This is a genomic window from Klebsiella sp. KP20-425-1, from assembly GCF_025813515.1.
In the GTDB taxonomy this organism is placed as follows: Bacteria; Pseudomonadota; Gammaproteobacteria; order Enterobacterales; family Enterobacteriaceae; genus Klebsiella; species Klebsiella pneumoniae.
Window position 1 is genome coordinate 166,688 of record NZ_CP109614.1, and the last position, 23,470, is coordinate 190,157.

The following is a 23,470-nucleotide window of genomic DNA, read 5'->3' on the forward strand; positions in this document are numbered from 1 at the left end:
TTGCGTAATTTTACTACAGCTGAATCGTTTAAATCCCCGTGAAAGATCAAAGAAAGGGAGCGGCCGGGCCGCGCCGGGTCAGCGAGAGCGGCTTTTTTTCGCCACCGCCCGCAGAAAATACATTACATCGCGCTCACTGGCTGTAATTGCCGCAAGGCACAGGTATACTCCTTTCCTGGTTTTTTTCTCACTTAGTCGGGAGTTGTAACCCCCCATGCAAGAAATTATGCAATTCATCGGCCGTCACCCGGTCCTGAGCATCGCGTGGATCGCGCTGCTGGGTGCGGTATTGTTCACCACCTTCAAGGGGCTGATGTCGAAAGTTAAAGTCATCACCCGTGGTGAAGCGACGCGTCTTATCAATAAAGAAGATGCGGTGGTGGTCGACCTGCGTCAGCGTGACGATTTCCGTAAAGGCCATATTGCCGGCGCTATTAACCTGCTGCCCAGCGATATCAAAGCCAATAACGTCGGCGAGTTGGAAAAACACAAATCGCAACCCATTATTGTGGTAGACGGTTCCGGCATGCAGGCGCAAGAGCCCGCCAGCGCGCTGAACAAAGCCGGGTTTGAAAAAGTCTTTGTACTGAAAGAGGGCATTGCTGGCTGGAGCGGCGAAAACCTCCCTCTGGTACGCGGCAAATAACTTACCTCGCGTGGTGATGCCGCCGCGTTTTCTCCTTCACGCCTGACGTGAAGGGAACACAGGCTGCGGCGTAAAACCCTCAGGGTAACAACAGGAGTGAAGTCATGGCCAATATTGAGATCTACACCAAAGCGACCTGCCCGTTCTGCATCCGCGCGAAAGCGCTGCTGAACAGCAAAGGCGTAACGTTCCATGAGTTGCCGATCGATGGCGATGCCGCGAAGCGTGAGGAGATGATCCAGCGCAGCGGAAGGACGACGGTTCCGCAGATTTTTATTGATGCGCAGCACATTGGCGGCTGTGACGACTTGTATGCGCTTGATTCACGTGGTGGACTTGATCCCCTCTTGCGCTAATTTTTGCGCGCTTTCCCTGGCGGAAGCGCGTATTTAAGGACAACACGAAAGGGTTTTACTATGTCAGAACAAAACAGCACCGAAATGACCTTCCAGATCCAGCGTATCTATACCAAAGATATCTCTTTTGAAGCGCCGAACGCGCCGCAAGTTTTCCAGAAAGACTGGCAGCCGGAAGTTAAACTTGATCTGGATACCGCCTCCACCCAGCTGGCTGAAGGCGTTTATGAAGTGGTGCTGCGTGTGACCGTGACCGCTGCGCTGGGCGAAGAAACCGCGTTCCTCTGTGAAGTACAGCAGGGCGGTATTTTCTCCATCGACGGCATCGAAGGCACCCAGATGGCGCACTGCCTCGGCGCATACTGCCCGAACATTCTGTTCCCGTACGCGCGCGAGTGCATCACCAGCCTGGTTTCCCGCGGTACCTTCCCGCAACTTAACCTTGCGCCAGTGAACTTCGACGCGCTGTTCATGAACTATCTGCAGCAGCAGGCTGGCGAAGGTGCTGAACAACATCAGGATGCCTGATGAACGCACTTAATGCTGCAATGACTGTGATCGGTGCCGGCTCTTACGGCACCGCTCTTGCCATCACCCTGGCAAGAAATGGCCACCACGTTGTGCTGTGGGGCCATGACCCGAAACATATCGCGACGCTGCAACACGATCGCTGCAACGCCGCGTTCCTTCCCGATGTGCCTTTCCCGGATACGCTGCATCTTGAGAGCGACCTGGCCACCGCGCTGGCCGCCAGCCGCGACATCCTTGTCGTGGTGCCGAGCCATGTATTCGGTCAGGTGTTACGCCAGATTAAACCGTTGATGCGTTCCGACGCGCGGCTGGTGTGGGCCACCAAAGGCCTGGAGGCCGAAACCGGCCGTCTGCTGCAGGACGTGGCGCGTGAAGCGCTGGGCGATGATATTCCGCTGGCGGTGATCTCGGGGCCAACCTTCGCCAAAGAGCTGGCCGCCGGCCTGCCGACGGCGATTTCGCTGGCGGCCACGGATCCGCAGTTTGCGGAGGACCTTCAGCGCCTACTGCACTGCGGCAAAAGCTTCCGCGTCTACATCAACCCGGACTTTATCGGCGTGCAGCTCGGCGGCGCGGTGAAAAACGTCATTGCCATCGGGGCAGGTATGTCGGACGGCATCGGCTTCGGCGCCAATGCGCGTACGGCGCTGATTACCCGTGGGCTGGTGGAAATGTCCCGCCTCGGCGCGGCGCTGGGCGCCGATCCGGAAACCTTTATGGGCATGGCCGGCCTCGGTGACCTGGTGCTCACCTGCACCGACAACCAGTCCCGTAACCGTCGCTTCGGCATGATGCTCGGCCAGGGTATGGACGTGCAGAGCGCCCAGGACAAGATTGGCCAGGTGGTTGAAGGCTACCGCAATACCAAGGAAGTTCGCGTTCTGGCACAGCGTTTAGGTGTCGAAATGCCAATAACCGAGGAAATTTATCAGGTATTGTATTGCGGAAAAATTGCGCGCGAGGCAGCATTGACCTTATTGGGTCGCGCCCGCAAGGACGAGCGCAGCAGCAATTAGCTTTCCTTTGTCACCTGAATGACCCTGCCAGCGCAGAACTGGCAGGTCATTACTATATCGCCTGGAGTATGCAATGCCGTGTGAAGAACTGGATATCGTCTGGAATAATATTAAAGCCGAAGCCCGGGCTTTGGCTGACTGTGAGCCGATGCTCGCCAGTTTTTACCACGCAACGCTACTCAAGCATGAAAATCTCGGCAGCGCGCTGAGCTATATGCTGGCCAACAAGCTGGCTTCCCCGATTATGCCGGCGATCGCCATTCGCGAAGTGGTGGAAGAGGCCTACGCCGCCGATCCGGAAATGATCGCCTCCGCCGCCTGCGATATTCAGGCGGTGCGCACGCGCGACCCGGCGGTGGATAAATACTCCACGCCGTTGCTCTATCTGAAGGGTTTCCATGCCCTGCAGGCCTATCGTATCGGCCACTGGCTGTGGACTCAGGGGCGACGCGCGCTGGCGATTTTCCTGCAAAATCAGGTCTCCGTCTCTTTCCAGGTGGATATCCACCCGGCGGCGAAAATCGGCCGCGGGATCATGCTCGACCATGCCACCGGCATTGTGGTCGGCGAAACGGCGGTGATTGAAGATGACGTCTCTATTCTGCAGTCGGTCACCCTCGGCGGGACCGGTAAAACCAGCGGCGACCGTCATCCGAAAATTCGCGAAGGCGTAATGATTGGCGCCGGGGCGAAGATCCTCGGCAATATTGAAGTCGGGCGTGGCGCGAAGATTGGCGCCGGTTCGGTGGTATTGCAGCCGGTTCCGCCGCACACCACCGCGGCGGGCGTACCGGCGCGTATCGTCGGCAAGCCGGAGAGCGACAAGCCGGCGATGGATATGGATCAGCATTTCAACGGCATCCACCACACCTTCGAGTACGGCGACGGGATTTGATGTATTGCCATTTGCCGCTGCTAAGCACAGAAATGTAGCCCGGATAAGGCGCAACGCGCCGTAATCCGGGAACCGCTCAGGTTAGCTGCGCAAGACCGCGCCAGGATACCCCAGCTGGCGCCAGGCTTCATACACCACCACCGACACCGCGTTTGACAGGTTCATACTGCGGCTGTCCGGCATCATCGGAATACGGATTTTCTGCTCCGGCGGCAGGGCATCGAGGATGCTGGCCGGCAGACCGCGGGTTTCCGGGCCAAACATCAAGAAATCGCCGTCCTGATAGCTCACTGCGCTGTGCGCAGGCGTGCCTTTGGTGGTGAGGGCGAACAGACGCTGCGGCTGCGCGCTGGCGACAAACGCCGCGTAATCCGCATGGCGCTGCACGGCAGTGAACTCGTGATAGTCCAGTCCGGCGCGTCTCAGGCGTTTATCGTCCCAGGTGAAGCCCATCGGCTCAATGATATGCAGACTGAAGCCCGTGTTGGCGCACAGGCGGATAATATTCCCGGTGTTCGGCGGGATCTCTGGTTCGAATAACACGATGTTCAGCATACTGCCCCCTTAATTGCGGGGGGCAGAATAGCAGATATTTGTTGAACCCTCACCCTGAGGGAGAGGGGCGGCGTAAGGGAAAACGTGGAGAATTACGCGGCGTTATTCTGCTTCAGCGCATCGAAGGTCTGCAGCGCTTCGGCGTTCTGCACCAGCGAATCACGGCTGATTTCACGGATACTTTTCGCCCCGGTGAGGGTCATCGCCACTTTCATCTCTTTCTCGATGAGGTTCAGCAGATTCGCCACGCCCTGCTTTCCGTGGGTCGCCAGGGCGTACAGGTAAGCGCGGCCCAGTAGCACGCTGTCGGCGCCCAGGGCGATCATCCGTACCACGTCGAGCCCGTTGCGGATGCCGCTGTCGGCGAGAATAGTGATGTCGCCTTTCACCGCGTCGGCAATTGCCGGCAGGGCGCGGGCCGAGGAGAGCACGCCATCGAGCTGGCGGCCGCCGTGGTTGGAGACGACAATGCCGTCAGCGCCGAAGCGCACCGCGTCGCGGGCGTCCTCCGGATCGAGGATCCCTTTGATCACCATCGGACCGTCCCAGAAATCGCGGATCCACTCCAGGTCTTTCCATGAAATCGACGGATCGAAGTTATTCGCCAGCCAGCCAATGTAATCCTCAAGCCCGGTCGGTTTGCCGAGATAGGCGGAGATATTGCCCAGATCGTGCGGGCGACCGTTAAGGCCGACGTCCCACGCCCACTGCGGATGGGTGACGGCCTGCCAGTAGCGGCGCAGGGCGGCGTTCGGGCCGCTCATGCCGGAATGGGCGTCGCGGTAGCGGGCGCCGGGAGTCGGCATATCGACGGTAAAGACCAGCGTCGAGCAGCCGGCGGCTTTGGCGCGCTCCAGCGCATTGCGCATAAAGCCGCGGTCGCGCAGGACATACAGCTGGAACCACATCGGGCGCTTGATGGTCGGGGCGACCTCTTCGATCGGGCAGACGGAAACGGTAGAGAGGGTGAACGGAATGCCTTTGTCGTCCGCCGCGCCGGCGGCCTGCACTTCGCCGCGGCGGGCGTACATCCCGCACAGCCCGACCGGCGCCAACGCCGTCGGCATCGCCAGCTTCTCGTTGAATAACGTCGTTTCCAGACTCAGGTCCGACATATTGCGCAAAATACGCTGGCGCAAGGCTACATCGGAAAGGTCCTCGACGTTGCGGCGCAGGGTATGTTCGGCGTAGGCGCCGCCGTCAATATAGTGGAACAGAAACGGCGGCAGGATACGCTGTGCGGCGGCGCGATAGTCGCTGGCGGCGGAAATAATCATCACGAGTTCTCCCTGGAATTTTCATTGTGGTCACCGGGCAGGCGGGTAATTCGCGCCTGGCGGGCCTGGTCTTCATCAAAACGTTTGATGGTGGCGTGGACAAAGCCTAAGTGGCCCATCATCGCCTGGCGCGCCGCCTCGGCGTCGCCGGCGACAATCGCCTCCATGACGGCCTGGTGCTGTTCGGTCAGGCGGGCAAACACCGGCGGCACCTGATACATGCGCTGGCGGCTCTGCTTAACGGAGGAGTGCAGCAGGTCGAAAAAGCCGCGCATGGTTTGCAGGAGCACCACGTTATGCGAGGCTTCGGCGATCGCCAGGTGAAAGCGGACATCCGCCTGCGAGGCGATATCCGGGTCTTCACTCTGGGTCGCTTCAAAGCACAGACGAATTTTTTCTTTATCGGCGTCGGTGGCGCGCATCGCCGCGTGCCACGCGGTGCTGGCTTCGATGGCGTGGCGGGCTTCGAGGATATCGAAGCTGTAGTCCGGGTCATCGGCCAGCAGCGTCTTCAGCGGCTGGACGATGTTTTGCTCTGACCACGGCTCATGCTGAAAGCGGACGAAGGTGCCGCCGCCGCGACGGCTCAACAGCACCCCTTCATTGACCAGCATCGCCAGCGCTTCGCGCAGGGAATTGCGTGAGACGCCGAGCTGGGCGGCGAGCTGGCGCTCGGCGGGCAGTCGCATGCCCGCCTCCAGCTGTTGTTCTTCAATCAGCGCCCGGACGCGACGCGCCACGTCGTCGGCCAGGCGTTTAGGCATCACTATCACGGGATCATCCAGGTTAAAACGTAGGCCTGCAGCGTGGTGATCAGCCCCACCATGCAGGTGAAGATCAGGCTGTGTTTGACGGTAAAGCGGAACAGATCCGACTCTTTGCCCACCAGGCCTACCGCGGCGCAGGCGATGGCGATCGACTGCGGGGAAATCATCTTGCCAGTAACGCCGCCGGTGGTATTAGCCGCGACCAGCAGGATATCGGAGACGCCAATCTGCTGCGCCGCCGTTGCCTGCAGCGCGGCGAACAGGGCGTTAGACGAGGTGTCCGAACCGGTCAGGAATACCCCCAGCCAGCCAAGGAACGGCGAGAAGAAGGTAAACGCGTGGCCGGTATGGGCCAGCGCCAGGGCCAGGGTCGACGACAGCCCGGAATAGTTAGAGATAAAGGCGAACGCCAGCACCATGCCGATAGAGTAGATCGGCAGCGCCAGATCCTTCAGCGTCCCGGCGAAGGTGGTCAGCGCATCTTTCGGCTTCATGCGCAGCCAGACGATGGACAGCAGGGCGGCGAACAGAATGGCGGTGCCGGTTGCCGACAGCCAGTCGAATTTATATACCGCGGCGTAGGGCGTTGCGGCGCTAACCACCGGCGGCATACGGGCAACCATTTTGTCGAGGAATGGTACCGAAATATTGATAACGAAGTCATACATCGCGCCGCCAGGAGCGAACAGCGCTTTGAATGGCGGCACGCTCCACAGGGTCACGGTGGCGGTCAGGAACAGGAACGGCGACCAGGCGCGGATCACTTGTCCCGCCGTGTAGCGTGTGCGGGCCAGCGTCATATCCACCTGCGAGGCGCCGAGATCGCCGAAGCGGAAGATGCGTACCGGCTGCCAGCGTTTGAGGAACAGGGTCAGACAGACCAGGGAGACCAGCGACGAGATGATATCCGGCAGCTCCGGGCCAAGGAAGTTCGAGCTGAGGTACTGGGCAATAGCGAACGAACCGCCTGCGACTATCACCGCCGGCCAGGTCTCTTTAATGCCGCGCCAGCCGTCCATAATCGCCATGATCCAGAACAGCACGATAATGGTCAGGAACGGCAGCTGGCGGCCCACCATCTGGCCGATGGCGAAGCTATCGATACCGGTCACCTGGCCGGCGACCAGAATCGGGATGCCCATCGCGCCGAAGGCCACCGGCGCGGTGTTGACGATCAGGCACAGGCCAGCCGCATACAGCGGGTTAAACCCGAGACCAACCAGCAGCGCGGCGGTAATCGCCACCGGTGCGCCGAAACCCGCCGCTCCTTCGAGAAAGGCGCCGAACGAGAAGCCGACGATCAGCATCTGCAGGCGCTGGTCCGGCGTAATCGACAGAATCGATGAGCGGATGATGTCGAACTGTCCGGTCTTCACCGAGATTTTATAGACGAAGACCGCGGCGATAATAATCCACGCGATAGGCCACAGGCCGTAGAAGAAGCCGTAGACCACCGAGGCTAAGGCGCGGTCCACCGGCATTTTATAGAACAGCAAGGCAACGACCAGCGCGATTGCGACGGTCCAGGTGGCAGCGATGTAGCCTTTCAGTTTGAGCTTAATCAGCGCAAAAAAGAAAAACAGAATCGGTAGCGATGCGATAAGACTGGATAGCCAGATATTACCGGCGGGATCGTAGTTTTGTTGCCAGAGATTCATGCAGGGTCTCCATCGGGCCGCCAGGAGAGGAGGGCTGAGTCTGCGCTCATTGCCGATCCCACCGAAAGTAAAATTGGCCCGGCCAATTAAGGGTATCAGGGTTGATGACAATGAATGGTTAATCAGCTGTTACTCTTAAGCAACGTGTTTGTGATGGGTTTTGACGGATTTGTGAACTGCCAGGGGGTGGATGAAATTATTGGTTGGACCAATCGACCCGGCTGAAGGTAAAAATGTGGGGGGAGTGAAGACAGAATAGCCCTCTCCGTACGGAGAGGGCTGGGGATCAAAATTCGCTGCGGGCGAAACCGGTCATCTCTTTCAGATCCATTTCCCGGCCCAGGGCGGTCATCGGATGGACAACCACCAGGCCGCGAACGCTTTTCTTCAGCTTGCCCATATCGGCCTGCTCTTTTTTGGTAATCGCGCGGCGGAACGGCAGGCTCATCAGTTTCTGCGCCTCTTTGCTCAGCTTCTGGCTCTGGACGGAACGCAGACGTTCAATCTCCGTTTCCAGAGTGGCTTTTTCTTTTTCCAGTTCAGCATATTTATCGGCGGCTTCCACCAGCGACAGCTCGGCCTGCTGGTGGCGGATGGCGTCGAGACGATCGCTCAGACGCTTGATTTCATTCTTTTCGACTTCTTTCATGGTGATTTGATCTGTTAATAAAGGGGCTTCATTCGCCTATAGTATGTGCCGTGACCGCTATTGTTGATAGCTATTTATCAAAAATTCGCCGTTTGTCGCCCGCGGAATGCAATATCATTTATCGCTAATAATTTGAATTTTATTAATATTCCGCCTAATACCCGTTCTAATTTCATTTCTGTGAAGCCTGTCGGCAGATAAGCACGTTTTCCTTAACCCACGCTGGTGAATTGGCTAATGCTTAATCAGATTATTCCCAAAAGGAGGACGTGATGGCAAAGATCGGCGACGGCGTACCACGTTTAATCGACAAAGCGGTTGATTTTATGGCTTCCAGTCAGGCGTTTATGGAGTATTTGAAAAAGTCTCCGCGTCTGCAGCATGTACCGCGAGACATTCCTCAGGATAAGGAAGCGTTGTTCCTGCAGCGTCTGGAATATTATCGTCAGCTTTACCGGCCGACCTGCGACCAGACGGAACCGGAATCAGAGCGTTGATTTCTGAAAGGCTTTTTTTAAGCTGATTCGTGAAATCAGCTCAGTCAGGGACAGCACCATCGTTGAGCGCACCATCTGCTGGTAACGCAGTTTCTGCATTGCCAGCAGTTCGGCATCGCTGTCATCAAATTGCGGCGTTGGCGGCAGGGCGGCGACGCAGTGCAGCTCGCCGAACGGACCGATAATTTCGTCGTCGGTAAAGCTGTACTCATTGCCGTCGTGGTTAAGCTCTTCGCGCAGGGCCATCAGCAGCTCAGCGTCTTCATATTCGGCACGACTTATCACCCCAAGGCCATAAATCAGCTTCAGGCGTACAGAGAGATCGCCGAGCGGCCCGCTGCCCTCCAGCAAGGGCTCGACGGCGTATTTCACCGCGTAGTCGTCTTTACGGAACACCTGAAGCACCAGAATATTGACCGCTTCCGTTAACAGCTCGACGGTGGCGATCAGGAAGCTTCGTACGGTTTTGCCAGCATTCAGACGCTCAAGCACACGGTTTTCAAATGCTTGTGTTTCTTCCATCATTGCCTGCATATCTGACAGGAGTCGTAATGGGCGCGACGTTGGTCGCGCCAGGTTGTGCATCATTTTTCCGCGTTGTAGTCGTTAACGGCCTCCGCGACGACATCACTTGCGGCATCCAGGCCGGAAATCTGCGCCAGCGCGGCCTGCGGCCCCTTGTCGGCGATCAGTGCCGCCAGCTCCTGCGCCTGCGGATCGTCTTCGCTACGGAAATGCATCGCCGCCGCAATCCCTTTCACCAGGTTGCGGTGCGGCAGCCCGTATTCCAGTGTACCCAGCAGCGGCTTAATTAAACGGTCGCCAGCGCTCAGTTTGCGCAGCGGCTGACGGCCAACGCGCTCAACATCGTCTTTCAGGTACGGGTTCTCGAAACGGCCAAGTATTTTCTGGATATAAGCCGCGTGCTTCTGCGGGTCAAAGGCGTAACGTTTGATCAGCACCGCGCCGCTCTCTTCCATCGCGCCCTGCACGACGGCACGAATTTTCTCGTCGAGGATCGCGTCGCGAATCGTCTGATGGCCCGCCAGTTTTCCGAGGTAGGCGGTTATAGCATGCCCGGTGTTCAAGGTGAAGAGCTTGCGTTCGACAAATGCCATCAGGTTATCAGTTAATTCCATCCCCGGGATAGTCGGCAGCGCGCCCTTGAACTGAGTCTTATCGACAATCCATTCGCTAAAGGTTTCCACGGTGACTTCCAGCGGGTCATGAGTGGCGGAAGCCGATGGCGGCACAATACGGTCAACGGCAGAGTCGACAAAGCCGATATGCGCTTCCACCCACGCTTTATCTTCTTCCGCCAGCGCGTTAAACACGTGGCCTTTTAACTGCGTGGTGCCGCGCACCATATTTTCGCAGGCGATGATGTTCAGGGGGCGTTCGGTGCCCTGCGCTTTGCGCTGCGCCAGCCCTTTGGCGATCGCTGGCGCGATGCGCTCGAGCACGACGGGACCGACGGCGGTGGTGACCAGATCCACCTCAGCGATCAGGTCCACAACCTCATCGCCGATGCTGCTGACGGCATTGACGCCGGAGACGGTGTCCACCTGCTCATTCTCACCGACGACGTGAACCTGATAGCTATGACGGGCATTCAGGGCATCAAGTACGGTCTGATTGACATCGGCAAACGTCAGTTCGATGCCCGCGTCGGCCAGCAATTTACCGATAAAGCCACGTCCGATATTACCTGCGCCAAAATGTAATGCTTTCATAGTATTAACCTTCAATTAATGTTTTCACCTGAGAGGGCTGGGGTGAGGCCTTTCCCCTCACCCCAACCCTCTCCCAAAGGAGAGGGTTGGATAGCGCTGATTATTTATTTAACAGCGCCAGAACTTCGTCGACGCTGGTGGTTTTCGCCAGGCGCTCAATCACGGTTTCGTCATCCAGCGCGTTAGTCAGACTGGTGATAACCTGAATGTGCTCGTTATTACGAGCGGCGATGCCGATGACCAGACGCGCGACTTCATCTTCTTCTTCACCGAAGCGCACGCCTTCCGGGTACTGGCAGAAGACGACGCCGGTTTTCAGCACGCGGTCCTTCGCTTCGATGGTGCCGTGCGGTACCGCGATGGACTCGCCGAGATAGGTCGAGGTCAGTTTTTCGCGATCCAGCATCGCCTGCACATATTCCGGCTCGACGTAGCCGCCTTTCACCAGCTGCTCACCGGCGAAGCGAATGGCTTCTTCTTTGGTGGCTGCTTTGCGACCGAGGAAGATGTTATCCGCGCCCAGCTGGAACAGGTTGTTGTTAGTATCGTCAAAGCTGTCTTTCAGGCTATCGGTGACTTTGACTTCGTTGTCGATGTGGCGCTGGGCCGCGACCAGGCGCTCGGTCAGGCTGGTGTACAGACCGCTGTCGAGGAAGTTGGTCAGCGAAATATGCTGCGCCTGCGGCACCTGGCGCATGGCGCGCTCGGTAAGGTCGCGGTGGGTGATGACCAGGTCAACATCCGGCGGCAGGTTATTGATTGCGCTGTTGGTGACCGAGATGTTGCTCAGCCCGGCATCCTGCACTTTCTTGCGCAGTACCCCGGCGCCCATGGCGCTGGAACCCATCCCGGCGTCGCAGGCGACGATGATTTTACGCACATGGCTCAGGTCGTTGGTGACATTGCCGGCCGCCAGCGGGCTGGCGCCTTTGGATTCCGCTTTCATGTCATGCATACGACGCGTTGCGGCTTCGATATCGTCTTCTTCTTTGACTTTGCTGGTCTTGAGCAGAACCGCAGAGACCACGAAGGAGACCGCCATCGCTGCGATAATCGCGGCGATGTTAGCGAAGTAGGCGCCTTTCGGCGTCATCGCCAGTACCGCCAGAATGGAACCCGGGGAAGCCGGGGAAACCAGACCGCCATTGAGGATAGTCAGGGTGAAGACACCGGTCATCCCGCCGAGGATAACGGCCAGGATCAGGCGCGGGTTCATCAGCACGTACGGGAAGTAGATTTCATGGATACCACCCAGGAAGTGGATGATAGCCGCCCCGCCTGCAGACTGTTTTGCGCTGCCGCGGCCAAAGAACATGTACGCCAGCAGAACGCCCATCCCTGGACCCGGGTTAGCTTCAATCAGGAAGAAGATGGATTTACCCAGCTCGTGGGACTGCTGAATACCCAGCGGCGAGAAGATACCGTGGTTGATGGCGTTGTTAAGGAACAGGATTTTTGCCGGTTCGACGAAGATAGACGCCAGCGGCAGCATGTCGTGCGCCACCATAAAGTTAACGCCAGCCGCCAGAATTTTCGACAGAACTTCGACCGCCGGGCCAATGCCGAGGAAGGCCAGAATGGCGAGGATCATCCCGATGATGCCGGCGGAGAAGTTATTCACCAGCATTTCAAAACCGGATTTGATCTTACCGTCTACCCAGTTATCGAACTTCTTGATGCAGTAGCCGCCCAGCGGGCCGGCAATCATTGAGCCGAGGAACATCGGCATATCCGCGCCGACGATAACGCCCATGGTGGTGATCGCCCCGACCACGCCACCACGTTCGCCGCCGACTAATTTACCGCCGGTGTAACCGATCAGCAGCGGCAGCAGGTAGGTGATCATCGGACCGACCAGCTTCGCCAGCGTTTCGTTTGGCAACCACCCTGTCGGAATGAAAAGCGCGGTGATGATACCCCACGCGATAAACGCGCCGATATTCGGCATCACCATATTGCTGAGGAAACGACCAAAGCTTTGCACCTTGATCTTGATATCGGATGACATAAAACACCCCTTCTTCTGTTTTGCGTATAGCGCAGGCTTAAAGCCCGAGGTTTGTTGTTAATGTGGCGGCAGAGGTAGCCGGGCCCTGATTGATAGTGCGAAATCTGGCACTGAATCGTTTAGCTGTCCAGCCAGCGCCCTTTTGTGTGATACGGATCACATGAATATAGGGGGCAAAGCGCTTTTTGTAGTGATGCTGATCACATAATTCCTGTGTAAAAAAACAACACAGCGCCTTTTTAGCCGCTGATCTGCCTTTTTGTGTGATATTTGTCACAATTTTGTTTCGTGGTTTTGTTGTTTGTTTGTGATTTTGATCACAAAGAATTTCACGGTGGATTTTTGCCGCTGTGATCTCGGCCCGGTTTTGCGGCCAGGGCGAGATGGCTCTGTAACTAAGCAACCTTAACTGCCGAATAACTTTTTTACGCCGGATGGCAAAAATGAAAGGCGTGAATTATGCTCAAAATAGCGGCCCGAATGTCAGTGGGTCGTGAATAAAATTCATATAAATTATTAGCGTAAAGCCGAGGGAATTATGTTTCTCAATTATTTTGCGCTGGGCGTTCTGATCTTCGTTTTTCTGGTCATTTTTTATGGGATTATCATTATTCACGATATTCCTTATTTGATCGCCAAAAAACGCAACCACCCTCATTCCGATGCTATTCATGTCGCCGGATGGGTCAGTCTTTTTACTCTCCACGTCATATGGCCGTTTTTATGGATTTGGGCCACGTTGTACCAGCCTGAGCGCGGCTGGGGCATGCAGCATAAGGCGAATACGGCCCCTGACGAACCTGAAAAAGAGACCGATATACAACAGCTTCGCCAACGACTGAGCGACCTTGAACACCAGGTGGCGGCCATCCAGCGGCCGCAGTCCACCTCTGCGGCGGAGAAATAATCTATGGATCTGTTGATAATTTTGACCTACGTGGCCATCGCCTGGTCGATATTTAAAATCTTCAAAATACCGGTAAATAAATGGACGGTACCTACCGCGGCGCTGGGGGGCGTATTTATTGTTAGCGCGCTTATTTTATTAATGAACTATAACCACCCTTACACCTTTCTGGCGCAAAAGGCGGTGATATCTATTCCTATTACGCCGCAGGTTACCGGAGTGGTTAACAGCGTCACCGACAAAGCGAATCAGCGCGTCAAAAAGGGTGAGGTGCTTTTTACTATTGACCCGGCGCGCTATCAGGCGCGGGTCGACCGTCTGCAGGCCGACCTGGTGACGGCGCTGCACAGTATTAACACCCTCAAAGCGCAGCTCTCTGAAGCCCAGGCCAACACCACCCGCGTGTCGGCGGAACGCGATCGCTTATACAAGGACTATCAGCGCTACCTGAAAGGGAGCCAGGCGCGGGTGAACCCGTTCTCGGAAAGCGACATCGATAACGCCAGGCAGAATTACCTTGCCCAGGACGCGCTGGTCAAGGCGTCGGTGGCGGAGCAGGCGCAGATCCAGAGCCAGCTGGACAGCATGATCAACGGCGAGCAGTCGCAAGTGGCCAGCCTGCGCGCCCAGCTGGCGGAGGCGAAATATAATCTCGATCAGACCACCGTGCGGGCGCCAAGCGATGGGTATATCACCCAGGTGCTGATCCGTCCGGGGACCTATGCCGCCTCGCTGCCGCTGCGTCCGGTGATGGTGTTTATCCCCGAGCAAAAACGGCTGATCGTCGCCCAGTTTCGGCAAAATTCCCTGTTAAGGCTGGAGAAAGGCGACGACGCGGAAGCGGTGTTTAACGCCCTGCCCGGACAGGTATTCCACGGCAAACTGGTGAGCATTTTACCGGTGGTGCCGGGGGGAACCTATCAGGCGCAGGGGGCGTTGCAGTCGCTGACCGTGACGCCGGGCAGCGATGGCGTGCTGGCGACCATTGAGCTCGATCCGAATGCCGAAATCGATGCACTACCCGATGGCATCTATGCGCAGGTGGCGGTCTACTCCGACCATTTCGCCCACGTTTCGGTGATGCGTAAAGTGCTGCTGCGGATGACCAGCTGGATGCACTACCTCTATCTCGATCATTAATGCGATCGGCGGCAGGTTGAGCCGGACGCTCACCTGCCTTTTGTCCTGCCCTGAGCCATACTCATATCTTTGTTGGCGATAATTTGTTGGCGATAAGGAGCAGGCTAGAACCGCCGCGGACTTGACCCAGGCAGGTAACAGTTTGCGCAAGGAGGCGTTACAATCGCCGCTGATTGTTGACTCCCTCTCCCGTCGGGAGGGGGGAAAATAACTTACCGCCAGGCCCATTCATGACTACCGAAATTCGTGCGCTTTATACCCGGCTTCCGGCCATTGACCGCTTACTACGCGACCCCGCTTTTTCTCCCCTGCTGGCGCAGCACGGCCATTCGCAGGTGGTGGCGCAGCTGCGCCAGATGCTGGATGAGGCGCGGGAGCAAATCCGCCAGTATCAGACACTGCCGGACTGGAGCCATGACTGGCCGAGCGCCTGCGCGCAGCGGCTCACCGCCGGCCGGCAGAGCGCCCTGCGTCCGGTGTTTAATCTCACCGGTACGGTATTGCATACCAATCTGGGGCGCGCCATTCAGGCGGAGTCGGCTGTGGAGGCGGTCGCCAGCGCGATGCGCGCGCCGGTGACGCTCGAATATGATCTCGACGACGCCGGGCGCGGCCATCGCGATCGCGCCATTGCCGATCTGCTGTGCCAGATCACCGGCGCGGAAGACGCCTGTATCGTGAACAACAACGCGGCGGCCGTTCTGCTGATGCTGGCGGCCACCGCCAGCGGTCGCGAAGTGGTGGTCTCTCGCGGCGAACTGGTGGAGATCGGCGGGGCATTTCGCATCCCCGACGTGATGCGCCAGGCGGGTTGCCAGCTGCACGAAGTAGGTACCACCAACCGCACCCATGCCAAAGATTATCGCCAGGCGGTGAATGACAATACCGCGCTGCTGATGAAGGTCCACACCAGCAACTACAGTATTGAGGGCTTTACCAAAGCCGTCGACGAAGCGGAGCTGGCGGCCATTGGCCGCGAACTGGATGTTCCGGTGGTAGCCGACCTGGGCAGCGGGTCGCTGGTGGATCTCAGTCAGTATGGCCTGCCAAAGGAGCCGATGCCGCAGGAGATGATCGCCGCCGGGGTGAGCCTGGTCAGTTTCTCCGGCGACAAGCTGCTCGGTGGCCCGCAGGCCGGGATTATCGTCGGCAAACGCGCGCTGATTGCCCAGCTGCAAAGCCACCCGCTGAAGCGGGCCCTGCGTGCCGATAAAATGACCCTCGCGGCGCTGGAGGCTACGCTGCACCTCTATCAGCACCCGGAGGCGCTGAGGGAGAAATTGCCGACGCTGCGCCTGCTCACCCGTCCGGCGGAGGAGATCCGCCGGCTGGCTGAACGCCTGCAGCCTGACCTGGCGGCACACTATGCTGATTTTGCCGTCAGCGTGGCAGCCTGCCAGTCGCAGATTGGCAGCGGCTCGTTACCCGTCGACCGCCTGCCCAGCGCGGCGTTGACCTTTACCCCGCATGACGGCCGCGGTAGCCGGCTGGAGGCGCTGGCGGCCCGCTGGCGCGCGCTGCCGTGTCCGGTGATTGGCCGCATTTATGACGGTCGGCTCTGGCTGGACCTGCGCTGTCTGGAAAATGAAACCCGCTTTATGGAGATGTTGTTACGATGATTATTGCCACCGCTGGACATGTTGACCACGGCAAAACGACGCTGCTGCAGGCGATAACCGGCGTGAATGCCGATCGTCTGCCGGAAGAGAAAGCGCGGGGAATGACGATCGATCTCGGCTATGCCTACTGGCCGCAGCCGGACGGGCGGGTGCTGGGATTTATTGACGTTCCCGGGCACGAAAAGTTTTTGTCCAACATGCTGGCGGGGGTGGGCGGTATTGACCATGCGCTGCTGGTGGTGGCCTGCGATGACGGGGTGATGGCGCAAACCCGCGAACACCTGGCGATCCTGCAGCTGACCGGAAAGCCGACGCTGACCGTGGCGCTGACCAAAACGGACCGCGTGGCGGCCGCCAGGGTGGCGGAGGTTCAGGCAGAGGTCGAGCAGACCCTGGGCGAGCTGGGCTTTGACGCCGTCGCTTTCTTTCCCACCGCGGCGGCGGAAAATATCGGTATTGCGGAACTGCGCAGCCATCTGCTGCAGCTTGCGGAGCGCCCCCGCCCGCAGCAGCAGCGGTTTCGCCTGGCGCTGGATCGCGCTTTTACCGTCAAAGGCGCGGGGCTGGTGGTCACCGGGACGGCGCTCTCCGGCGAAGTACGGGTCGGGGATACCCTATGGCTTACCGGCGTCAACACGCCGATGCGCGTCCGCGGCCTGCATGCCCAGAATCAAGCGGTTGAGCAGGCGCACGCCGGACAGCGCATTGCGCTGAACATTGTCGGCGATGCGCAAAAAGAGGCAGTGCACCGCGGCGACTGGCTGCTCTCCTCACCACCGCCGGAGCCAGCAGAACGGGTGATTGTCGAGTTGCAGTGCCATACGCCGTTCAGCCAGTGGCAGCCGCTGCATATTCACCATGCTGCCAGCCACATTACCGGCCGGGTGTCGCTTCTTGAGGGCAACCTGGCGGAGCTGGTGCTGGATACTCCGCTGTGGCTGGCGGATAACGACCGGCTGGTGCTCCGCGATATCTCTGCTCGCTTGACGCTGGCGGGCGCACGGGTGGTGACGCTGGATCCTCCGCGTCGCGGCAAACGTAAACCGGAATATCTGCAGTGGCTGCACGCCCTGGCAGCGGTCGGCGCTGACGATGCGCAGGCGCTGGAGTTACATCTGCAGCGGGATGCCGTCCGGCTTGAGCACTTCGCCTGGGCGCGGCAGCTCAGCGAAGCCGGAATGGCGGCCCTGATCCAGCGACCGGACTATCTGCAGGCCGGACAGCGCCTGCTTAGCGCGCCGCTTGCCGCCCGCTGGCAGCGAAAATTGCTGGATGCCCTTGCGCGCTACCATGAGCAGCATCGAGACGAGCCGGGCCCTGGCCGGGAGCGCCTGCGCCGCATCGCGCTGCCGATGGAAGATGAAGCGCTGGTGCTGCTGCTGATTGAGCAGATGCGCGAGAGCGGCTTAGTCCACAGCCATCACGGCTGGCTGCATTTGCCGGAGCATAAAGCCGGGTTTACCGACGAGCAGCAGGCGGTCTGGCAGAAGGTGGAGACTCTGTTCGGCGACGATCCGTGGTGGGTGCGCGATCTTGCACGCGAAGTCCATGTTGAAGAGTCCCTGATGCGCGCGGTGCTGCGGCAGGCGGCGCAGCAGGGGATGATTACTGCGATCGTCAAGGATCGTTACTACCGCAACGATCGCATTGTGCAGTTCGCTCAGCGGGTGCGCGAGCTGGATCGGCTGCGCGGTTCAACCTGCGCGGCGGATTTCCGCGATACCTTAAACGTCGGGCGGAAGCTGGCGATCCAGATCCTGGAGTATTTCGATCGGATTGGCTTCACCCGCCGTCGCGGCAACGATCATATCCTGCGCGATAAGGCATTGTTCCGGTAATCATTAACGTCGGCTCCCCGGCGGACTTCGTGCCGGGGAGCTGGCGAAAAGAACTTGTTAAAACCACTACGTGAGACCGCCGAAGCAATTTCGCGTGAGCTGGGTTTCACGGTGCGTGAAGCGTCAGGCAAATGACCACATCCTGCCGGCCATCTGACAAAAAACAGCGCTGATTCCATTCAGGATCAAAGCGCGGGCAGGGGATATTCTGGCACCCTGCGGTTTTATCCCCAGGGAGCAGAGGATGAACCAGTTTCTTATTGCCAATGCCCAGCGGTGCATCGGCTGTCGTACCTGCGAAGTGGCCTGCGCGGTGGCGCACCAGCAGGCGCAGGATGTCGCCGCCCTGTCGACGAACCATTTCGCGCCGCGTATCCGGGTGGTGAAAAGCGGTGACATATCGACGGCGATGGCCTGTCGGCAGTGCGAGGATGCGCCCTGCGCCAGCGTTTGCCCACAGGGGGCGATTCAGCGCGACAATGACGTCTGGTGGGTCGACCAGCGGCGCTGCATCGGCTGCAAAAGCTGCATGGTGGCCTGCCCGTACGGCGCGATGACCGTTACGGTAATGAACCAGCAGGCGCAGGCGTTGAAATGCGATCTATGCCATCACCGCGCCGAAGGACCGGCCTGCGTGGCCGCCTGCCCGACGCAGGCGCTGCGGGTGATGGTTCCCGCGGAGCTGGAAGCGCTATGCGCGCAAAAACGCCAGCGGCTGGCGCTGGCGTGAATGGGGTCGCTGACGAACGTTACCCGCCCGCGGCGTCAGAGACTATGCTTCCTGTTCGCGCCAGGCAAATTCAACCTCTTCGGCGAGGATTTTCACTCCGGCTTCGATTTTTTGCGGGTCCGGTACATAGTTCATGCGCATACACTGGTGGGTGTGCGGCCACGGTTTATCCAGACCAGGGAAGAAGTAATCCCCCGGCACCATCAGCACGCCGCGCTTTTTCAGCCGCTGATACAGCAGCTCGGTGGAGATCGGCAGATCCTTAAACCACAGCCAGAGGAAGATTGCCCCCTCCGGTTTGTGAATAAGGCAGCGCTCCTCCGGCAGATAGCGGCGAATAATGGCGATGGTTTCCTGCACCCGCTGGTAATAGAAGGGCTTGATCACCGTCTCTGACAGGCGCAGCAGATCCTGTCGTTTAATCATTTCGCACATCATTGCCGGCCCGATGCCGCCAGGGGCGAGGCTAATAATGCCGTTCATGTTGCTGATGGCGGTGATGATTTTTTCGTTGGCGATGATAATCCCGCAGCGGCTGCCCGGCAGGCCCAGCTTGGACAGGCTCATACACAGCACGATGTTCGGATTCCACAGCGGTCGGGCGTCGCTAAAGATAATGCCCGGGAACGGTACACCGTAGGCGTTATCAATCACCAGCGGGACCCCGTGCTGATTCGCCAGCGCATCCAGTTTGATCAGCTCTTCATCAGTGATGACGTTGCCGGTCGGGTTGGTGGGGCGCGAGACGCAGATCATCCCGGTCTCTTCCGTCACCTGCAGATGCTCAAAATCAACATGGTACTTAAACTGGCCTTCCGGCAGCAGTTCGATGTTCGGCCGGGTGGCAACGAACAGATCCTCTTCCAGACCGGCATCGGCGTAGCCGATATATTCCGGCGTCAGTGGGAACAGTACCTTACGGGTGGTGCCATCTGCCCGACGGCCTGCAAACAGATTAAATAAGTAGAAAAATGCGCTCTGACTGCCGTTTGTTAGCGCAATATTCTGTGGTTCGATCTCCCAGCCCAGCTCGTCGCGCAGCATGTTCGCCAGCAGAGCCAGCAGCTCGCTTTTGCCCTGTGGACCATCATAATTACAAAGCGCATCAAGGGCTTTGCCATTATCCAGCATGTCGGCCAGCAGCTGCTGGAAGTAGTCATTCATTTCCGGGATCTGAGCGGGGTTGCCGCCGCCCAGCATAATAGCGCCCGGCGTGCGCAGACCGTCATTAAGGTCTTCCATCAAGCGGGTGATGCCTGAATGACGGGTGAATTTGTCGCCGAAAAGGGAAAATGTCATCGCGAATAGTCTATCGGTGGTTCTGGAAAGTGGCTAACCATAACGCCAGCGCTGGCGTGGTGCAAATCGGCGGGAAGAGGCGGGTTTTTATCTTTATCCTGTATATTGCTATTTTGTTAGCATTTTGTTCTAAATGGTGGCTCCCCGCAGGGCGGAGAGCCACATGTGGATTACTGCTGCTGGCCGGCCCAGATGACCATCACTTTGTCTTCACCGCTCTCACGCACGAACCCGTAACCACGCGACATCGACAGCGTTGTCTGTTTGCCCATGCCGATTGCCGGATGGCGAGCGCGGAACTGGCCGATCTTCTGCCAGTGGGTAACGCTGCGGGCCGCCTTGCCGTTGACATCCTGCCAGTTCATCTCCGAGCGGGTACCCTGCAGCGGGTCCGAGCCGGTGGGGCCGAACGGGCGCGATGATTCGTCGCCATAGAAAATCTGCACGGCGCCAGGGGCCAGCAGCAGTAGCTCCGCCGCGGTGGTGCCGCCTTCGCGGAACAGCCGCGTATCGTGCGAGGAGAGGTAGCTCAGGACGTTAAAGCTCTGCAGCTTGTCCGCCATTTGCTGCCAGGTGAGGTCAATATTGGCCATACAGGTCGCCGCTTTCGCCGCCTGGTCCTGGTAGTCGAAATTGATCATCGCATCAAAACCGTGGCGATAATAATCGCTCTGCATCACTCCATGTCCCCAGGCTTCGCCAGTCATCCAGAACGGCGCCGCATCCAGCGCTTTATCCGGATTGGCTTTCTTCCACTCCGCCAGCGCGGCGGTGGCCTGGGTTTTTAACTGCTGCCAGGCGTCCATCTCCACATGTTTGGCGGTATCGACGCGGAAGCCATCGATGCCGTAGTCACGTACCCACTGGCTCAGCCAGTGTGTCAGATAGTCGCGCGGCGTATAGCCCGGGATCGCTTTCGCTGCGGTGTCTGGTTTATGGTTATAGAAGTTCGGCAGGCCTGAGACCTCCTTCGATTCGGTTTTCAGGTCCGGCAGGAAGGCCAGCGACATGGTGAGATCGTCATAGCCCGGATTGTCGTAATCGCCGATATCGGTGCGGATCCACTTCTTACCCCACCATTTCTCCCACCCGGCTTTGTCGCTGAAGTTGATATAGTCGTTAAAGCTGTGCCAGGTCTGTCCCGCGCCCGGCTTCCAGTCCGTCCAGCGCTCGCCGAGAGTTTTTTTCAGCTCATCGCCTTGCAGATACAGGGAGCCGAACTGGAACTCCTGCATGTCGGCCAGGGTGGCGTAGCCGGCATGGTTCATCACCACGTCGAACAGAATACGTATTCCGCGCTTATGCGCTTCATCCACCAGTCGGCGGAGATCCGCTTCGGTCCCCATGTTGGCGTCCAGTTTCGACCAGTCCTGGGTGTAATAGCCGTGGTAGGCGTAGTGAGGGAAATCGCCCTTCGTGCCGCCGCCGACCCAGCCGTGGATCTGCTCGAGCGGGGAGCTGATCCACAGGGCGTTAACTCCCATCTGCTGCAGATAATCCAGCTTGCTGGTTAATCCCTGCAGGTCGCCGCCGTGGAAGGTGCCGATCTCCTGCATGCCGTCTTTATGGCGACCATAGCTGTTGTCGTTGGCCGGGTTACCGTTTACGAAGCGATCGGTCAGGACGAAGTAGACGGTGGCATTGTGCCAGTCAAACGGCGCCGGGGCGGCGGTCTCGGCACGCTCAAGCAGCAGCAGTCCATTGCTGCCGAAGGCGGGCTGCAGGGTGATTTTGCCGCCGCTGACGGTCGCGACATTGCCGCTGTAGAAATCGCGGACCTTGCTGCCCTCGGCGAAGGTTTTGCTGACGTCGATGGTCAGCGGTTTTCCGTCCCACTTCGGACACTGGCGGATCTGCGGCGCCGCGGCGCTGGTCTCTTTTTCCTCCAGCGAAATCATCATCGTTGGCGTGCCGGAACGGGTATCCACCTCCAGGGTATACAGACCCTGGCGGAAGATGCGCCATTGCGGCGGTGTGCCGCGACAGGGCTCCATGGACAGCATCTGGTTGAGCTTAATGCCGCCGGAAGGCTGCCAGCACTGCTGGTCAAAATTTAGCTGCAGGGGACGTGTACCCTTCTCAACCACTTTCTGGCTGATGAATCGGCCGGTCCCTTCTTCGGTAAAAGCAGGAAAGTCGGTGGTAGTCCAGGCGGCAAAGGCCATCCCAGGCACGAATAACGTGGCAAGCGCAGCGAGTTTCATTGCGAGATCCTGTGAGCGGTTTTTATCTAGTGTGCCTTGTCGCCGCGCGGGTGAACTCCTCCTGACGCGCGTTTTACCAGGAGGATGAAAAGGGGTGAGTGACACCGCTCAAAAAATAGGCTAAAAATGAGACGAAGCTAGCATTTTCGCGCTGGCGATGCGCCGCAGAAACCGATTTCAGATGACAGCAATTCGGAATTGGACTATTTCTGTTGATGCCCTCAGTGCGTATTTTTGATACTATTAGCGATTCAGCTATCGTTTTTTTGTGAAAAACAAGGTGTTGGAATGCATATATCCGACCAGGAGACCTGATGATATCGAATCCCATACGACGATATGGGGCCGCCATACTTATGTTACTAACCTGCATCTTTTCAGGTAGTGTGTTGGCGACAACGCACACAGCGACAAAGAGTCATAAAGCCCCAACGGTAAAGAAGATAAGTAGTACTAAGGTAAGCAGTAAACAAGAGTATTCTCGCAATAGTGTAAAGAGCAGTTCACTTCCTGACTTGCGAAAATACCCTTCCGGAACACCAAGGAAAAAAGCGTTTCTCCGGACGGTCATGCCTTATATTACCAAGCAGAATCAGGCGATTACTGCGGATCGTAACTGGCTTATTTCCAAGCAGTACGATGCTCGCTGGTCGCCGACTGAGAAGGCGCGCCTGAAGGATATCGCTTCCCGCTATAAGGTGAAGTGGTCAGGCAATACGCGTCATGTGCCCTGGAACGCGCTGCTTGAGCGTGTCGACATTATTCCGAACAGCATGGTGGCGACCATGGCGGCGGCGGAAAGTGGCTGGGGTACCTCCAGGCTGGCGCGCGAGAATAACAACCTGTTCGGCATGAAGTGCGGCGCCGGTCGCTGCCGCGGCGCGATGAAAGGTTACTCGCAGTTTGAGTCGGTAGAGCAGTCGGTGCAGGCTTACGTAACAAACCTGAACACCCACCCGGCCTATTCTTCTTTCCGCAAGTCGCGCCTGCAGCTGCGCAAGGCGGATCAGGAAGTAACTGCCAGCACCATGATCCATAAGCTGAAGGGGTATTCGACCAAAGGGTCGAGCTACAACAACTATCTCTTCGCGATGTATCAGGACAATCAGCGGCTCATCGCCGCCCATCTGTAATCCGGATGCCCG

At 58.3% G+C, this 23,470-nt stretch carries 22 protein-coding genes and 1 pseudogene; 13 read left to right on the forward strand and 10 right to left on the reverse strand.

Annotation, left to right across the window (positions count from 1 at the left end; genetic code table 11):
* Positions 1-214 precede the first annotated feature (214 nt).
* The 5 genes from OHJ17_RS00815 (at position 215) to cysE (ending at position 3,444) form a co-directional block, all read left to right on the forward strand.
* The gene (locus OHJ17_RS00815; RefSeq protein ID WP_023291350.1) at positions 215-646 is read left to right on the forward strand and encodes a rhodanese-like domain-containing protein; all 432 of its coding nucleotides are present in this window, start codon (positions 215-217) and stop codon (positions 644-646) included.
* A gap of 104 nt (positions 647-750) precedes the next feature.
* On the forward strand, positions 751-1,002 hold the full coding sequence (gene grxC, locus OHJ17_RS00820; RefSeq protein WP_002922429.1) for a glutaredoxin 3: 252 nt from the start codon (positions 751-753) through the stop codon (positions 1,000-1,002).
* A 60-nt stretch (positions 1,003-1,062) separates the two neighbouring features.
* Positions 1,063-1,530: a protein-export chaperone SecB gene (gene secB / locus OHJ17_RS00825; RefSeq protein ID WP_002922428.1), complete on the forward strand. Its 468-nt coding sequence runs from the start codon at positions 1,063-1,065 to the stop codon at positions 1,528-1,530.
* Positions 1,530-2,549, forward strand: coding sequence for an NAD(P)H-dependent glycerol-3-phosphate dehydrogenase (gene gpsA, locus OHJ17_RS00830; protein ID WP_002922427.1), 1,020 nt, complete (start codon positions 1,530-1,532; stop codon positions 2,547-2,549). The genes secB and gpsA overlap by 1 nt, the downstream gene beginning before the upstream one ends.
* 73 nt (positions 2,550-2,622) lie before the next feature.
* Positions 2,623-3,444: a serine O-acetyltransferase gene (gene cysE, locus OHJ17_RS00835; protein WP_002922426.1), complete on the forward strand. Its 822-nt coding sequence runs from the start codon at positions 2,623-2,625 to the stop codon at positions 3,442-3,444.
* Positions 3,445-3,525: 81 nt separating this feature from the next.
* Here the strand turns inward: cysE and trmL are convergent, their stop codons facing one another.
* From trmL to OHJ17_RS00860, 5 genes are all read right to left on the reverse strand, one after another.
* Positions 3,526-3,999, reverse strand: a complete 474-nt coding sequence (gene trmL, locus OHJ17_RS00840) for a tRNA (uridine(34)/cytosine(34)/5-carboxymethylaminomethyluridine(34)-2'-O)-methyltransferase TrmL (RefSeq protein ID WP_002922423.1) — start codon at positions 3,997-3,999, stop codon at positions 3,526-3,528.
* Positions 4,000-4,091: 92 nt separating this feature from the next.
* Positions 4,092-5,276, reverse strand: coding sequence for an FMN-dependent L-lactate dehydrogenase LldD (lldD, locus tag OHJ17_RS00845; protein ID WP_002922420.1), 1,185 nt, complete (start codon positions 5,274-5,276; stop codon positions 4,092-4,094).
* Complete coding sequence (gene lldR, locus OHJ17_RS00850; RefSeq protein ID WP_002922415.1) at positions 5,276-6,049, reverse strand: transcriptional regulator LldR; 774 nt, start codon at positions 6,047-6,049, stop codon at positions 5,276-5,278. The genes lldD and lldR overlap by 1 nt, the downstream gene beginning before the upstream one ends.
* Complete coding sequence (gene lldP / locus OHJ17_RS00855) at positions 6,046-7,701, reverse strand: L-lactate permease (RefSeq protein ID WP_002922413.1); 1,656 nt, start codon at positions 7,699-7,701, stop codon at positions 6,046-6,048. The genes lldR and lldP overlap by 4 nt, the downstream gene beginning before the upstream one ends.
* 286 nt (positions 7,702-7,987) lie before the next feature.
* Positions 7,988-8,350, reverse strand: coding sequence for a YibL family ribosome-associated protein (locus OHJ17_RS00860; RefSeq protein WP_032433685.1), 363 nt, complete (start codon positions 8,348-8,350; stop codon positions 7,988-7,990).
* A gap of 272 nt (positions 8,351-8,622) precedes the next feature.
* On the opposite strand from OHJ17_RS00860, the gene OHJ17_RS00865 reads away from it, so the two are divergent.
* The gene (locus tag OHJ17_RS00865; protein WP_002922402.1) at positions 8,623-8,847 is read left to right on the forward strand and encodes a hypothetical protein; all 225 of its coding nucleotides are present in this window, start codon (positions 8,623-8,625) and stop codon (positions 8,845-8,847) included.
* Here OHJ17_RS00865 and mtlR read toward each other — a convergent pair.
* From mtlR to mtlA, 3 genes are all read right to left on the reverse strand, one after another.
* The gene (gene mtlR, locus OHJ17_RS00870; protein WP_002922401.1) at positions 8,836-9,432 is read right to left on the reverse strand and encodes a mannitol operon repressor MtlR; all 597 of its coding nucleotides are present in this window, start codon (positions 9,430-9,432) and stop codon (positions 8,836-8,838) included. The two genes, OHJ17_RS00865 and mtlR, sit on opposite strands and share 12 nt — an antisense overlap.
* A complete protein-coding gene (mtlD, locus tag OHJ17_RS00875) occupies positions 9,432-10,580 on the reverse strand; it encodes a mannitol-1-phosphate 5-dehydrogenase (RefSeq protein WP_004145239.1) in 1,149 nt (382 codons plus the stop codon). Before mtlD ends, mtlR begins: the two co-directional genes overlap by 1 nt.
* A 100-nt stretch (positions 10,581-10,680) precedes the next feature.
* Positions 10,681-12,588, reverse strand: a complete 1,908-nt coding sequence (gene mtlA / locus OHJ17_RS00880) for a PTS mannitol transporter subunit IICBA (protein ID WP_002922397.1) — start codon at positions 12,586-12,588, stop codon at positions 10,681-10,683.
* 538 nt (positions 12,589-13,126) lie between these two features.
* Between mtlA and OHJ17_RS00885 the strand changes: the two genes are divergently transcribed.
* The 6 genes and pseudogenes from OHJ17_RS00885 (at position 13,127) to OHJ17_RS00910 (ending at position 18,822) form a co-directional block, all read left to right on the forward strand.
* Complete coding sequence (locus OHJ17_RS00885; RefSeq protein ID WP_004152044.1) at positions 13,127-13,495, forward strand: DUF3302 domain-containing protein; 369 nt, start codon at positions 13,127-13,129, stop codon at positions 13,493-13,495.
* A 3-nt stretch (positions 13,496-13,498) separates the two neighbouring features.
* Entirely contained in the window at positions 13,499-14,635 is a 1,137-nt protein-coding gene (locus OHJ17_RS00890) for an HlyD family secretion protein (protein WP_002922393.1), read from the forward strand.
* 230 nt (positions 14,636-14,865) lie between these two features.
* Positions 14,866-16,254 carry an L-seryl-tRNA(Sec) selenium transferase gene (gene selA, locus OHJ17_RS00895; RefSeq protein WP_032433684.1) on the forward strand — a complete coding sequence of 463 codons (1,389 nt, stop codon included), beginning with the start codon at positions 14,866-14,868 and terminating at the stop codon, positions 16,252-16,254.
* On the forward strand, positions 16,251-18,092 hold the full coding sequence (selB, locus tag OHJ17_RS00900) for a selenocysteine-specific translation elongation factor (RefSeq protein WP_032433683.1): 1,842 nt from the start codon (positions 16,251-16,253) through the stop codon (positions 18,090-18,092). Before selA ends, selB begins: the two co-directional genes overlap by 4 nt.
* Before the next feature lie 42 nt (positions 18,093-18,134).
* A pseudogene (locus tag OHJ17_RS00905) lies at positions 18,135-18,227 on the forward strand (IclR family transcriptional regulator); the annotation flags it as partial.
* Between the two features lie 109 nt (positions 18,228-18,336).
* Entirely contained in the window at positions 18,337-18,822 is a 486-nt protein-coding gene (locus OHJ17_RS00910) for a 4Fe-4S dicluster domain-containing protein (protein ID WP_002922360.1), read from the forward strand.
* Between the two features lie 42 nt (positions 18,823-18,864).
* Here OHJ17_RS00910 and avtA read toward each other — a convergent pair whose 3' ends face one another.
* Together avtA and OHJ17_RS00920 are read right to left on the reverse strand one after the other, a co-directional pair.
* The gene (avtA, locus tag OHJ17_RS00915) at positions 18,865-20,121 is read right to left on the reverse strand and encodes a valine--pyruvate transaminase (RefSeq protein WP_002922359.1); all 1,257 of its coding nucleotides are present in this window, start codon (positions 20,119-20,121) and stop codon (positions 18,865-18,867) included.
* A gap of 170 nt (positions 20,122-20,291) precedes the next feature.
* On the reverse strand, positions 20,292-22,325 hold the full coding sequence (locus OHJ17_RS00920) for an alpha-amylase (RefSeq protein WP_004173926.1): 2,034 nt from the start codon (positions 22,323-22,325) through the stop codon (positions 20,292-20,294).
* 314 nt (positions 22,326-22,639) lie between these two features.
* Here OHJ17_RS00920 and OHJ17_RS00925 point away from each other — a divergent pair, with 314 nt between their 5' ends.
* Positions 22,640-23,458 (forward strand): protein bax, encoded by an 819-nt coding sequence (locus tag OHJ17_RS00925; protein WP_004188166.1) that lies wholly within the window; start codon positions 22,640-22,642, stop codon positions 23,456-23,458.
* Positions 23,459-23,470 lie beyond the last annotated feature (12 nt).